The organism is Collinsella aerofaciens (genome assembly GCF_039062315.1).
Taxonomy (GTDB): domain Bacteria; phylum Actinomycetota; class Coriobacteriia; order Coriobacteriales; family Coriobacteriaceae; genus Collinsella; species Collinsella aerofaciens_BG.
Genome location: NZ_JBCJBG010000015.1, coordinates 34,924 through 48,764, shown reverse-complemented (window position 1 = coordinate 48,764; position 13,841 = coordinate 34,924). Strand labels below are relative to the sequence as shown.

General features: G+C 56.3%; 12 protein-coding genes. 10 read left to right on the top strand and 2 right to left on the bottom strand.

What is annotated here, in order from left to right:
- The 10 genes from ABCP74_RS07800 to ABCP74_RS07755 all read left to right on the top strand — a co-directional run.
- Positions 1-444 (top strand): acyltransferase (locus tag ABCP74_RS07800; protein WP_343004396.1); only part of this gene is annotated, 444 nt, incomplete at its 5' end.
- 440 nt (positions 445-884) lie between these two features.
- A complete protein-coding gene (locus tag ABCP74_RS07795; protein WP_343001459.1) occupies positions 885-1,580 on the top strand; it encodes a hypothetical protein in 696 nt (231 codons plus the stop codon).
- The gene (locus tag ABCP74_RS07790; protein ID WP_343001458.1) at positions 1,558-1,926 is read left to right on the top strand and encodes a hypothetical protein; all 369 of its coding nucleotides are present in this window, start codon (positions 1,558-1,560) and stop codon (positions 1,924-1,926) included. The genes ABCP74_RS07795 and ABCP74_RS07790 overlap by 23 nt, the downstream gene beginning before the upstream one ends.
- A 235-nt stretch (positions 1,927-2,161) precedes the next feature.
- Positions 2,162-2,809, top strand: a complete 648-nt coding sequence (locus ABCP74_RS07785; RefSeq protein ID WP_343001457.1) for an Abi family protein — start codon at positions 2,162-2,164, stop codon at positions 2,807-2,809.
- A 409-nt stretch (positions 2,810-3,218) separates the two neighbouring features.
- Positions 3,219-3,596 carry a hypothetical protein gene (locus tag ABCP74_RS07780; RefSeq protein ID WP_343001456.1) on the top strand — a complete coding sequence of 126 codons (378 nt, stop codon included), beginning with the start codon at positions 3,219-3,221 and terminating at the stop codon, positions 3,594-3,596.
- A 158-nt stretch (positions 3,597-3,754) separates the two neighbouring features.
- Positions 3,755-4,108, top strand: coding sequence for a hypothetical protein (locus tag ABCP74_RS07775; protein WP_343001455.1), 354 nt, complete (start codon positions 3,755-3,757; stop codon positions 4,106-4,108).
- A 377-nt stretch (positions 4,109-4,485) separates the two neighbouring features.
- A complete protein-coding gene (locus ABCP74_RS07770; RefSeq protein ID WP_343001454.1) occupies positions 4,486-4,677 on the top strand; it encodes a hypothetical protein in 192 nt (63 codons plus the stop codon).
- A gap of 382 nt (positions 4,678-5,059) precedes the next feature.
- Entirely contained in the window at positions 5,060-8,716 is a 3,657-nt protein-coding gene (locus ABCP74_RS07765; protein WP_343001453.1) for a P-loop NTPase, read from the top strand.
- 92 nt (positions 8,717-8,808) lie between these two features.
- Positions 8,809-9,144, top strand: a complete 336-nt coding sequence (locus ABCP74_RS07760; RefSeq protein ID WP_117774269.1) for a hypothetical protein — start codon at positions 8,809-8,811, stop codon at positions 9,142-9,144.
- A 74-nt stretch (positions 9,145-9,218) separates the two neighbouring features.
- Positions 9,219-9,923: a hypothetical protein gene (locus ABCP74_RS07755; protein ID WP_117774270.1), complete on the top strand. Its 705-nt coding sequence runs from the start codon at positions 9,219-9,221 to the stop codon at positions 9,921-9,923.
- Between the two features lie 186 nt (positions 9,924-10,109).
- Here the strand turns inward: ABCP74_RS07755 and ABCP74_RS07750 are convergent, their stop codons facing one another.
- The gene (locus tag ABCP74_RS07750) at positions 10,110-11,438 is read right to left on the bottom strand and encodes a hypothetical protein (protein WP_343001452.1); all 1,329 of its coding nucleotides are present in this window, start codon (positions 11,436-11,438) and stop codon (positions 10,110-10,112) included.
- A gap of 887 nt (positions 11,439-12,325) precedes the next feature.
- On the bottom strand, positions 12,326-13,708 hold the full coding sequence (locus ABCP74_RS07745; protein ID WP_117774272.1) for an RNA-binding domain-containing protein: 1,383 nt from the start codon (positions 13,706-13,708) through the stop codon (positions 12,326-12,328).
- Positions 13,709-13,841: the final 133 nt, after the last annotated feature.

Sequence of the window (13,841 nt, the reverse complement as noted above, 5' to 3'; positions counted from 1 at the left end):
GCTTGCCCGTATCGTAGGCAATGCGCCGAATGCTCGCCATCGAAATTTATCGATGGCCTATTTCAGACTGTAATGGGTGTCTCGCTGAGCCATCCTGAGAACATAACAATTGGACGCAATTCCTACGTGAACGGTGGCATGCTGTGCGCCTCGCCCGGGGCTAAGATCGTCATCGGCGACGACTGCCTCGTGTCCTACGCCGTGCACCTGCGCACCGACATGCACCGCCACTCCGACCCCGACGTCCCCGTGAACCGCCAAGGGCACGACGAGGCGGACATCGTACTCGGCGACAACGTGTGGGTGGGCTACGGTGCGCAGGTCATGAGCGGGGTCACGGTGGCGTCGAACTCCATCGTGGGCGCAGGCGCGGTCATCACGCGCGACGTACCCGAGGGCGTGGTCGTCGCGGGCGTGCCTGCGAAGGTGATCAAGAAGCGATAGAGGTTCCATCTTCAATGAAACCGTGCCAACGACAATCCTCGTCAGCGGGGGCACCGGGGGACGTTATGTTCGGTAGCGCCTGAACTCAAGGGCTCGGCGCTCCTCCGCTTGCGCTGCAGTCCGCTTCGCATGCTGGGTTCGTCGTTGTTGACTTAGGCAGAAGCGTGCATGGATCGCCGCTCACCTGGTTATCGCTCAAAAGCTTGGCATGTCGTTCGATTATTTCGCTGAAAGAAACAGCAGATGAACGCTGTGCTTTTTTCGTCTGGAATTATTGATCCTTCCTTTCACCGACTGGCAAAACGATTTACACCTAATTGTGGACATCGTCCACGCGATTTCTCTTTGCCCCCTCATCGATCTCGCTAAACTAATAGTCGCTGCCACCAGGGCATTTTCTGGTGCACATTCTATTGGCTCCTGCGAAGATCGGAGCGGGTATGTTTGCCGCCGAGTCCTACATCAGCCGTCATTACATTGCGATCGTCGCTATGGCCTGCCTATGCGTCTTGCTGGGCGGGCCTTCCTGTGCCGCGGGCGCGGAGAGCCTGTTCATCGCGGGCGCGACGTACCGCGAGCCGGGCGTGTCGGGCCCCGGTTGGTCCTGGACCGATGCCGGCCATCTGGAGCTCGACGGCTACGCGGGCGATGCTATCGGCGCCGGCGGCGACCTGGTCGTGACGCTTGTGGGGCAGAACTCGGTGACGGAGTCGCATGCGCCCGATGCGGACATCACGCAGTGCGGCATGGAGGTGTGGGGCGACCTGACGCTCCGCGGCACCGGGTCCCTGGCGGCATCGGGCTCGCAGTGCGCGATCCACGTCTCGCAGGCGCTCGCGGTGGAGGGCTGCGCCGTAGATGCCCGGGCGGACGGGGCAAACGTCACGGACGAGGCCGTGGCCGGCTTGATCGCCGGCGGCATGGCCGTGCGCGGCGGCGGGCGCGGGAGTTGGCTCGGCCGGGTGCACGCTTTCCGTCGACGCCTCGTGGCTCGATGCGACCGGTACCGATGGCGGTGTCGCATGCACGGGCGGGTCTCTTGTGTCCGCGCGGTTTGTGACGCCCGTGGGCGGGGCCTTCGGTGCCGGCGGCGTGGTGGACGCCTCCGGGGGCATGGCTCCGCATGTGGTGGTTGAGCCCGAGGGCGCCACGGCGCCGGCGGGGGAGACCGACGGCGCGGGCGAGCCGGCTGGTGGCGCGGGCGAGCCGGCTGGTGGTGCCGGCCCCACCGTTGAGCAGCCCGGTGCCGGGCCCGCGACGGGCCCCGTCCCGAAGCCCGCGACCACAACGCCCAAGACGACCACGACAAGCAAGACGACCGTGACCAAGGCCACGGCGCCCACGCCATCCAAGGCCAAGACTGCTAGCGCCGCCACCGCCACGCTCCCCAAGACCGCCGACAGCAACTGGCCCGCCGCCTCATTAGCGCTATTCCTGCTGGGAACAGCGATTCTAGGTAGGCCAAAGCGCAAGGGCGATTGACCGAGCTGCCATGCACTTTCTAGGTAGGGGCAATTGCGACGTGTATGCCGCAAAGTAGGGGCGCACGCGGCGCACAAGAAAGGCGAGAAAGCCCCGGCAAGCTTGACGGACGGCCGAGCATGTGGTACTTTCACGAATGCACTGATACGGCTTGGGTACTCTACGGAGCCCAAGACTGAGGAAGGTCGTTCGCCACGAGGCGGGCGGCCTTCTCTCATTTCAGAGAGGAGCCGGCATGGCCCGCAAGCCGTTCAAGACCCTCGAAGAGCAGGTGGCCATCCTCGAGTCCAGGGGGCTCTCCATGCCGGAGTACGCCGCCTACGCCCTCCTCGGCGAGGACTACTATTGCGTTGTCAACGGGTACAAGGAGCCGTTCCTCGACAAGGAGGCCAGCGCCGAGGCGGGTCACGACGTCTACGCCGAGGGAACGGGATTCGGAGACCTCTACGGCCTTTTCCTCTTCGACCGCGACCTGCGCAACCTTACCTTCAAGTACCTCCTCAAGGCGGAGGCCCGCGTGCGCTCGGTCGCCGCCTACACCTTTTCGGAGGCCTATCGGGAGCTCGATGCCTACCTGAAAATCGCCAACTACACCGATGCCAAGGACTACATGGTGGGGGCCGAGCCATTACGACGAGGACCTGGCCGGGCTCATCGTCCTGCGCACCCTCGTGGACTTCCGCAACATCTGCGCCCGCGACGAGCGGCTTTGGTGCGCCAGGGTCGGGCCCGTGAGGGACGAGGACTTCTCGACAATGGTGGCCAAGCTGGCTCTCATCCTCGACTCCGAGACGATCAGCTCCTTCAAGTCCGAGCTCGCGTCCCTTGTCGGGGGCTACGCCGCCGAGAGCCAAAGGCTGGGCGAGGTGCTCTACAACTCTGACCTCGGTGTTCCTAGACCGGAAGGCGACAAGTGAATCGCAATTTGCTCCCTGGTCAAAAGGTCGCGCGTCTTTCTCGCGTCGGGTATGCGGGCCAGAGGGCCGCTGCCGCCTTTGAGCACGAACCGCTCCCCGACGCCGGCGAACACGCGGCAGAGGAACCGGTCGCGCAGCATCTAACGATAGGCGTTACCGGCCACCCGGCCCGACTCCCGTATCGCCTTCTTGGCGGCGCGATCGAAGCGCGTCGGCCCGGCCGGGCGCGGGCTGTCCGTCGACGCCTCGCGGCTCGATGCGGCCGGTGCCGATGGCGGCGTCGCATGCACGGGCGGGTCGCTTATGTCCGCGCGATTTGTGACGCCAGTGGGCGGGGCCTTCGGCGCCGGCGGGGTGGTGGATGCCCCAGGGGCCATGGCGCCGCATGTGGTGATCGAGTCCGAGGGCGCCGCGGCGCCGGCGGGGGAGGCCGACGGGCGCGAGGTGCCCGGTGGCGCGGGCGAGCCGGCCGGTGGCGCCGGCCCAACCGTTGAGCGGCCCGGCGCCGGGTCCGCGACGGATCCCGTCCCTAGGCCCGCGACTGCGACGCCCAAGACGACCACGACAAGCAAGACGACAGTTACCAAGACCACGGCGCCCACGCCATCCAGGGCCAAGACTGCTAGCGCCGCCGCCACGCTCCCCAAGACCGCCGACAGCAACTGGATCGCCGCCTCCTTAGCGCTATTCCTGCTGGGAACAGCGCTTCTAGGTGCCACGCGCTGCTGCTGGGACACCCGTCCAAGTTACTGACGAAGTGGGGCTTGCTTTGGCAGTGTTAGCAATAAGGGCGGCTCCGCTAGTCTCGGGAGACCGCGGCATTCGGCTGGCTTGCTGAGTGCCGCGGGCAGTAGCGGACAGTAGCATCAAACCCTCAATTCAATCTCCCTCGTACGTAGGGAGGCCCCGCCATGCTGTCCACCGCCGAGCCCCTCACCAAGGCACTCGATACCATCTTCGGGCGCAAGACGGTCAATGTGGCCGCGTTCGCCAACGGCGACGGACCCGTGAGCGAAATCTCGTTGGGCTACTTTTCCAGCGACCACGTCAAGAAGCACCCAGAGAAGTCGAATAACGGGTTTGCGGTCGAGCACGTCGTGCTTATGGCGAGGGCCCTTGCCGACGAGATCGCGGACTATCGCGCCGCCGCCGGCTGGCGCGGCCTGGACGAGGCGCCCTTCGAGGGCTACGCGTACGGCGTCGACGACTTCTACTCGGTCAGCTTCTTGCATCCGTGCCAAGACAAGGGGAGGGGCAGCCTGTAGAACGAGGTCGGCTCCATAGAGATCTCCTCGAGCCTTCCGTTGCCTCGCCGAACCCATGGAATCCCATTCGCGTCGACGAAAGCCGTTTCGGGCGCCGTGCGCACTCCCATTCCGTGCCCTCCCGTTGGGAGCCATATGTACCATGCTCCAGGAGGAAGCGTGCCGACGCAGACGCGGTCGGGAAAAGCGGGACCGTTGTCCTCTCCTTTGAAAGAAGGGCCGGCTCCGCTAATCCCGACGCAGGTGACGATTGCGTCGTAGACGGGGGACTCGCTTTCGTTTCGAAGCACGACGAACTGCCAGAAGAATCGGTTGTCATCGGGCTGATCGATTCGGTTTCGACCTTCTTCGTACCATGCCGATATGCGGGATGGCTGATGCCGCTTGAAATCGTCCTCCCTGTTTCTTTTGGTCTGGTTGTTTTGACAGAATGCGGCAATCAAGGTCCCCAAGGTAGCGGCTCCGATGAATGCTTGGACAATCAGATTGGCGGTGTCTATATCGATGCCAAAAATCATTGGATGGTCACCGGCTTAGTATCGTGGGGCGAAAATTCTAACTCTGAATAATACGGCATGATTGATGGTTGGCGTTGACCGAATTCCCATTGACGGTAACAACCCACCGCACTCCTCGACCACCTCGATTGCCTTGCGATTCTGCTTCCCGAGCGCGGAGACGATAGCGAGGAAGCACCGCTCTTTCTGTCGGGGGCTATAATTAACCGTTCAAGCCAGATTCTGCCGTCTGTGGTAAAACAGCATGCTATTAAAGATTCTGGCCTTGATTAGAGTTTTTTATCCCAGTCATTGTCGCCGGATCTCCCTATGCGGCGGGGCTCGACTTCGAGGACGTCGTCGACTCGGCCCTCGAGCGTGCAAGACTTGCTGAGCTAGGTGGACTAGAGTAAGAAAAGAGAAATCAAAAGGCGAATTTACCGCGAGGAGCAAAATGTCCCATATAAATCAGATCCAAGAAGAGCTAAGGCAGATCGAAGGCGGGCGTTTTCAAACACTAGCAAATCAGTATCTATATAGGAGATATTCGCTTAACAACATCATTGAATTGGGATCCCAATGCGGCACGGATAAAACTACGACCGGTGTGCCAGATATGTACTCCGTAGGAGAGAATGGACACTACATCTTCGCGGCATACACAACCTCTAAATCCGACATCCGCAATAAGCTGCTAAATGATGCTATAGACTGCCTCGACAGGAGCAAAACCGGCATCGATCCGCAACTCATAGATCGAATCATCCTGTGCCACACATACTTTCGCCTTTCACCTCTGGTACTCGAGGAAGTCCGCGCCATCGATCCACGGATAGAAATAATCGGGCCAGAGACAATTGCGAGCGACCTTGATAGAAAATTCCCTGCGCTAGCGCATACGGTTTTGGGCATTCCGCTCGGAAAGGGGTCATTCATCGCCCCAGACCGCTTCATCGAGCGAAGCCTGAACGGCCGTTTCACAACCGACCTGTCGAAGCCCCTCATGCACAGGGATTCCGAGTTTTCAGGCATCATCGAATCGATAGAGCAAAGTAGGGCAGTAGTGATTCAGGGGCAGTCTGGATCGGGGAAAACCAAGATCGCCCTCGACGCATGCCTCTCATTCAGCAATCGGCATCACTGGGATCTTCTGATCTTGGACTCTAGGTATTCGTCGCATCTCGACGATGATATTGAGCTGATTTTGTCGGAGTCGGAAAACATTATCCTTCTGGTCGATGATGCAAACGGCAACCTGTCACTTGAGCACTTGCTGGGAATCTGCTTGGAAAACAAAAAGCTAAAGATTGTCCTCACCTGCAGGAAGATGCACCGAAGCGAGTTGACCGCGAAAATCGGTAGCTATCTAAATTTCAAAGAAATAGAGCTGGAGCCTCTAACCGCGGAAAACATTGAAGCGATACTCGAGACCGAATACAACATAATAAACCTAGCACTGAGGGAGAGAGTATCGGCAATCGCAAACGGAAACCTGCGCTTGGCTATCATGGCAGCAAGCCCCATAGCAGACGGCAATTTCGAAGCCATCCAAGAGCCATACGATCTTCTGAACATCTATATGAATTCCGCCTTAGCTGGGTACTCCAGCAGGGAGCAGCGTCTCGCAGAGGTCCTTGCAATCTACGATTGCTGCGATCTTATTGAAGGAGACCCTTGTTACGAGGAACTCTTGGGCCTGGAGTACGACGATGCCGAGATTCGGGATTTTGCATCCAGATTGAACGACCAGGAAATCGTCACGATCCTTACCTCCGCTGGTGGCGTGCTAGCCATAAGAATGGAAGAGCAGAATCTTCGTGACTTCTTGATATGCCGCCACTTCGCAAAAGAAGGGAACGGCAGTTTTGCGGATTTCATTCTGCATACCGCAGAAATGCCGAACGCGCCGTATCTCAAAGCCGCCAAGTCAATGGCTGAAGTGTGCGGAAGTGCGAGCGTGTACGACTACCTTCGAAGGGAATGCGGGAAAGCTTGGGATGAAATTAAGAATCGGGATGCGCGAATTGCCGATCAGTTCATAATCACATTCAATCAACTCCTTCCCATACAGGCGCTCGCCTTTGCCTCAAACCGCATCGAAAGCGCTGCTTGCGCTGACGTATCGGAAGATATTCTCGGCATGAATTCGACATCCGACGGATCTATGCCCCTGCATATTTCCGTATCCCTGATGAGCTCGAGCGAGTATTCGCAAACAGCCTTAGAGTTGTTCGTGACGTGTGTAGAAAGAGGCACCGAGCGAGCGGCCGAGTACAACTGGGCATGCGGACCAGACGGTGCTTTCGCTTATGATCTCGATCGTACGGGATTCGATTTGGAAAACAGCAAACTCGATGCCCTCGCTCAAAAATATCAACAATCGCATTCCCGTAATGTTGCAGCATGTCTGATCGTCTTGACGAGTTCATACCTCTCTTCAAGGGCCCAGCGCGTTTGGCAAAATGGCATAACGTACACATACAACACCCTGACCTTCAGTTTCACATCAGAGTTGGCCGAGCTCCACGCCCATTGCTTCCGGGCGCTCTCCGTTCTAGTCGAAACCGAATTCAGCAGGCAAGTTAAATCCACCTTTCGGCAGCACTTCTCGTTCTATGGCAAAGAACCTGAAGCGGAGCACGCAGAAAACATGCATTCGGTGCTCTCGAGGATCGAAGAGCTATTCCCCAAATATATAAGCGAAGACTCGACAACCGATCTTTCATGCGGCTTAAGCATCAACCAGATTTACGAAACATGCGCGCAGAACTCCCCTCTGAGCCTCGATGGGTTCCGCCAGAGCACATTCGACGCGCTTGGCTTGGAGAACTCTTGGTCTCTCGAAGAGAAAGAACCTAGAATATCCGCGGAAGAGTTACCGCTAGAACGACTGACCGAAGCCCTGGGAAAGCTGGCCGAAGATTATGAGATTTCCGGTAAAGAGTGGGAGTCGGGCAGGGCTATCGGAAAAGTCCTTCTGGAAATTGCCAAAAGGACCCCAGATACCGCTTCAAGCATAATCGCACGCAATATCGCATCGTTGCCCTCGACGATCCCCGTTCCGTATGAAGCACTTGATTACCTTGCTGAAGCCATCGGCAGGAGGGTCCTTAGAAACGAGCTGGGCGCGGTGCTCGACGTGAGTGACCATCCGGCCCTGTTTGACTATCTTGATTTGCTAGCAATAAAGAGCGGGCCCGACAAGGAGGAGCTCGACGAGATCCTCGCAAGACTCGATGACGGCAGAACGCATCTCTGCTTGGAAGATTTGGAGATAGTCGAGCCAAAGCATCCTGGCTATATGCTCAAATATGCTTTTAGGTTTTCCGAACATACACACAATGATGAGGTTTGGCGGTTTTTCGGCAACTGCGGAGACGAAAAGCGCGTCTCCGCTCTAGATTCGTACTTCGGATCCAATCCCTCACCGGCTGTCAACCTGTATTTTCTCGCACTTGAAGGATATCCTACTTTCGACTATAACCTCGCTTTCCTACGCTGCCTTTTACGCCTTGACAGTTCAATGATTGACCGTTTTTTGGAATACGCTGCCAACCTCGACTACCGACAAAGGCACGATCTCCTGCGAAGAATCAGCTCGTTTTGGACCGTCCAGGACGATCACGCTTGGAATCTGCTGAAAGCAATGATCGATGAAGCGCTGAGCAAACCACTCGGCAGGTATGAAATAGCCTTTTTGTTTCCCGTTCATGATGCAAACGCGCTCTCGATCGATATTTTTTGGGAGCGCCTGGAATATACCATCCGCGAAAGGATCGCCGACGCAAATAGTCTCGATAGAATAAGCTGGGCCTTGTCCGATTGCAATGACGAGGCGAGGGTTAGGGCTATCACCCTCATTCTGACGCTCGATAAAGACGGGATATCGATCAACCATTTGGATCTCCGTCGATCTTCAATGAGCGGGTCCCCTGAAAAAGGCTTTATTCCAGCAAAGCTCAAGGAGATTGAGGCGATTGACTCGATTGCTGCTCAGCTGCCCGCAGGTGTTGCATATTTAAAACACAGAGAATGGCTGTCAAAAGTGAAGTCATCAATTGAAAGAGACATCGAAGACGAAAAGTGGAGGCTATTCCACGGCAGGCAGTAATCGACTTTAACACCTAGAATTAGGAAAAGCCTCGGGGCTCCTGCCTAGCCCTTCGACCTGCACTGCGTGCAGAAGACGGTCGAGGGCGAACCGTGGTGCAGCTCCATGAGCTCGAGCTGCATCGCCCTGAACAGGTCCTCGGGCTTGTTCAGCAGCCGCTCGTCGATGTTTGTGTCAACGGCCTACTGAATACTGTTCAGTTTTACGCTACCACTGACAGCGAGGTCGAAGTGGCTCGTTGCTATTTCGAAGCCGCGCGCGCGGCGCGGAAGGGCGGCGTGGACCCCGAGGCCACTGCCTACAAGCTCGACAAGATGATTTGGTTGCTCTGCACAAGCGACTTTTACCTCGAAGGGGGTCTAAAGCTCTTTTCAACCAATGCACTTGTTGAATCGAACCTGAGCGCTTATTCGGGGGATGGCATTTAAATCGGAGCCACTTTCAGAAAAGCGGCGCTGCAAACGCATGCCAAAACTGGCAAATTATTATGAAAGGTAATCTTATGGCAAACGCAGAGGAATCAACTAAGGCCGGTCTATCGCGCTTGCAAGACGACGCAAGGCCGACTATTTGCAGCGACTCTCTCGAACTTATTTCGAATATCGCAGAGGTTGGCCTGGACGAAATTCTCCAAAACGAGTTCTTGAAGGACATCCCCGTCATCTCAAGCCTAGTGAGCATCTACAAAATCGGAAACAATATCCACAATGCGCATCTGCTGAAGAAGTATGCGTGTTTCCTCGATGAGTTCAACCGCGACTCTTTTGAAAATGGCTCATGGAACAAGTACAAGCAATACTTTGAAGAGTCAAATAGGAAGCGCGATATTGAGTACCTGCTTATCCTGCTCGAAAGATACATTGAGGAGGACAAAGCGCGGCGACTAGCAAAGATTTATGAGGCCTACCTAGATAAAGAAATTAGCTGGGACGATCTTCGTTTGTTTGCAGAGACTTTGGACAGATTTCTACCTGGAGACTACGAAATGCTTCGAGAAAAGGAAACTTTTCAGACGCTCAGAGGCAGAGATGCAGAAGTTCTTCTTCGATTAACCGGACTGGGATTGCTGATTGAGGATATCCATCGGCAGCAGTGGGACGTAGTAGATACGACGCTCATCTTCGACGATCCCGACGAAATTGAGAAAGAAGAAAGGGTTTATCGTAGGACCGAATTTGGAAACAGGATGGTATCTATACTTGGCTAGCTACTGCAGACAGCAATCTGAGCGCGCTCTTGTCGTCTTGGTTAAACTGCTCGGATCTACCAGTGATTTTTACTGCATTAGGCATTCGTAAAGGGAATCGGTTCTTCACGATTCGCATCCTTTCTAGTGCTGCCTTTATTTAATGATCGAGATATGCTCGGCGACTGCGGTGTTCTGCCCCTTAGGTTACAGACGGTTGTTTCTATTGAGCTTCCAGAGGAAATACATGGGGTTCTCTTTTGCCTTGGCTTCTCGCAAAAAATCTGCGGATTGAGATGCAACGGCCCCTATGCCGGCAGCCCCGAGGAAGGCCATGGCATCAGAAGGTGATGCGATTCCGTATTGCCCCAATGTAAAGCTCGCAATTCCGATAGCGGCTTCAATGCCTGCGGAGGTGACTAATCGGGATCGCTCGTTTTTCATCACTAAAGATATCTTGTGAAGCTCGGGCTCAATTAGGTCGTTCTTCAGGTCAGCTAATGTCGAGGTGTCGATGGGCCTTTCGCTCAGGCCTTTGGACAAGGTATCCCTAAACACAAGAAACGACTCTTCGTTTCTAATGCGGCAATCAAGGATGCTACGCAACGTTGCATTTTCAGCAATGGGGAGGGGGCAAGATAACCGGCGAATGGGTATGGTCTGATCTTTTCGAGGATAAAGGGTGGAAGTTGCGGACTCGAGGAACTCAATCTGAGCTGGACGAGTGGTTAAATACGAGCTATTCGAAAAATAGGGATTGACGAGGGCTTGAAAGCAATCGTCCAACAATGGCAGTAGGATAGTCAAGATGCCGCCTTTCTCCAGCATGTCTCTATCCAATCGCGTTTCGCCTTGGCTTGCATAGAGCGATTCGTATTCAGACGGGATTACCAGGAAATCGACATCCATCTCATCATGGGACCCATATGCATCCATTCCCTCAATCGCTACATACAGATTCCCATCTGGTGCTTGTTTTAAAGTGCACGAGGTAGAGGAACAGAATTGTCGTACGAGTTCATCCCAATAACTCGATATCAATCCTTTTGCTTTTGATTCTCTTCCGATTTGTCGCGCTAGGCAATCTTTGCAAAGAGGAATGTAATTGCTCGAAAATCCGAGTATTCCAGCTTTGACTATGTCTTCGACTCGCATGGTCAAATAGATCCCGAATGCAAGTTCATCGACTGAGACATAATCATCGTGCCCCATTTCGAATGCCGATTCTATAGGGCAATGAATCAGTGTTTTATCTGCATACAATGCTGAGAACTTTGCCAAATGGTAAATGTTTTGCTCTCGACAGGCATAGTCAGTGCAGGGGAATTTGCCTCCTTCAAGGGTGGAGTCAACAGAAAAATTGAACAGGGATTGATTTTCGATTTTTTCGATTGGGATAAGGGGTGCAAGGCCCCTAATAAAGGCGTCGAACCTCCTTTGCCCCAGTTCTTCTAGGTACGCAATTATTTCGGCAAGAGAGCTGTTCTTGAATGCGGCTAGATAAGAATAAAGGTCATCGTATGCATGAGTCGCCATTTCGCTCACCTACACTTTCGGAAAGAGTTTTGCGTCGTTATTTCCGAGGCGTCGTTGGGCTCGCAATCGACTCTAGTGTGCAGCTGCTTCTCGACGTACTCCCTCATGTTCTGCCTCCACATGTAACTAATTGATTTGCTATGTGCCATTATGAATGGTATATAGCAAATCAATTAGTTACATTTAATGGAGCATTGCGAGCGTGGCGCGCGCAAAGAAGAGTCGTTGTATGGAGGCTTCCGGCAACGGCCTTTTGTACGTCCGTGACTGTTGGGTGCTATCGCGGATGACGTCATTGTTGCCTGCACTCTCGATCCAAGGATGTAATTACGGAAGTGCGGGGAAAATCGAGAACCTTCGAGCACAACGCGATTTTTAGCACCAAAACCGCAGTTCGCGGAAGCGAAAACTGGGGCCTGGTTAGCATTTCTTCGATTTTCCCCGCACTTCCGAATTTGACCCCTTGCCGCACCTTGATCACGTCTTCAAGTGGCTGGTTCATCGCTAATGGAGTTTTCTGCGGTGCTTGAATTGCGGTGTTGTGATTAGGGCAAAAGGCTCTTGGCTCCGGGGAGGCTCATCGCACGAAAATTCAAGTTGCTGCTGAAGTAGGGCTTGCTTCGGCAGCGCTAACAATAAGGGCGGCTCTGCTAGTCTCGGGAGACCGCGGCATTCGGCGGGCCTGCCGAATGCCGCGATCAGTAGCGGTCAGTAGCGGTCAGTATATTCTTCGGAGCCGTTTCTCTGGGCTTCGGCGGACTTGCCAACTCGCGCTTGGGCACTACTCAGTAGATTACTCAGCAGTGCCCAGTAGATTACTCAGTAGTGCCCAGCAGGGGGAGGGCAGCAAACGCAATGGGCCTGTTTCCCGGCTAGGACCTGCAGCCTCAAACTTCGCTTGGCATCCTGTAGAACTGGTGCGGGTCTTTCGGGCTTTTCCCTACCCATTCCAACAGGCCTCGCCCGGCAAGGTCTTTCAGAGTCTTCGAGGCCGTTTTCCTACCGACATTGGACTCCCGCGCGAGGTCGGAGGTCGTGATTTTCCCCTGAGCGGCGGCAATTGCCATCGCTGCTCGTTCGCGCTCGCTGAGGAGCGGTCGGTTGTCGGCCGCGGTTCTCCTGAAGGCCGCTTTCTGTAACCCAGGACGCTCGAAGACGACGACGGTGCTGTTGACGGTCTGCTCGAAGCGGAACCTCACGCCGGCTGCCTCGCAGGCCTCCTTGATGCGCGGTATGCCCGTGCCGTACTGCTCGATGACGCCGGCGCGGAACAGGGTGCGCGCGATCGCGGGGTTTCGGAGGCCGAACTCGCTCGCGGTACCGTCTAGGTGCTCTTGCGGCGAGTCGCCCTCGGGGAACAGGCCCGGGCTCACGATCTGGACGGTGTCCATGAACACGTTGACCTCGACGGCGGTGCCGGTGGTGTAGTCGCGGTGGCACAGCGCGTTGGCAACCGCCTCGCGGATGGCCTCGGCCGGGATCTCGGGGATCTCCTTGCGGTACATGCCCGTCTCGCCGATGACGAACTCGCGCCTGATGTTCGACGTCACGAAGTACTCGGCGAAGTCGAGCAGCTTGAGCATGGTGCCGCACTCGCGGCGCAGGTCGAGGATCTTGGCCTTGGTGTTGCCGCCCAGAAGCCCCAGCTTCATCCTGGGGTAGGTGTCGGATCCCTCGCAGAACAGCTCCACCGCGGCGTTTCTTAGGCTGCCGTCGGGCGCGACGAGGTCGAGCCTTGCCAAGGTGTCCTCCACGCCGGCGAACCCGCCGCCCACGCGTCCGGCCCTGCCGCCGCGCGCGACGAAGTCACGCACCGCCTGCTCGTCGGCGTCGGAGACGGGCCTGCCGGACGGCAGCGAGTCCCACGGGCTACGGGCGCGCTCACGCTTGACGACCATGGCGCTCAGCTCCGAGGCCGACAGCGCTTTGTTCGAAGTCCCCACGCGGGTGAAGTAGCGTCCGTCGGCGGAGTAGGGGGCGTCGGCACCTGAGAAGGCAATTTTGATGTATCGCAGCCCATCATCGGCGTCGAGGCACTCGACCGTCGGGAACACCGCGGGCTCGATCTTGTCGGACACCCACGACGTCACCTGGCGCAGCGTTGCGTCGCTGACATCCTGGCCGATGACATCGCCGTTGTCCTTCACGCCGAAGTAGAGCTCGCCGCGGCCGTGCTTGTTCAGCATGGCGCTGATGGCTTGCAGTGCTTCTTTATGCTCGCCAGTGGACTTCTTGAACTCGACGGTCTCGCTCTCGCTGCCCAGGTTCATCCGCGCTGCCTTTCCCGTTCGTTGCTTGTCTCGTTGGATTATACCGTGGTCACCATGGGCGAAAACGTGGAAGCGCGCTTGCTTGCCTCTACCATGTTCTCATGCGCCTTAATGCCCTTTGTGAAGAATCGTC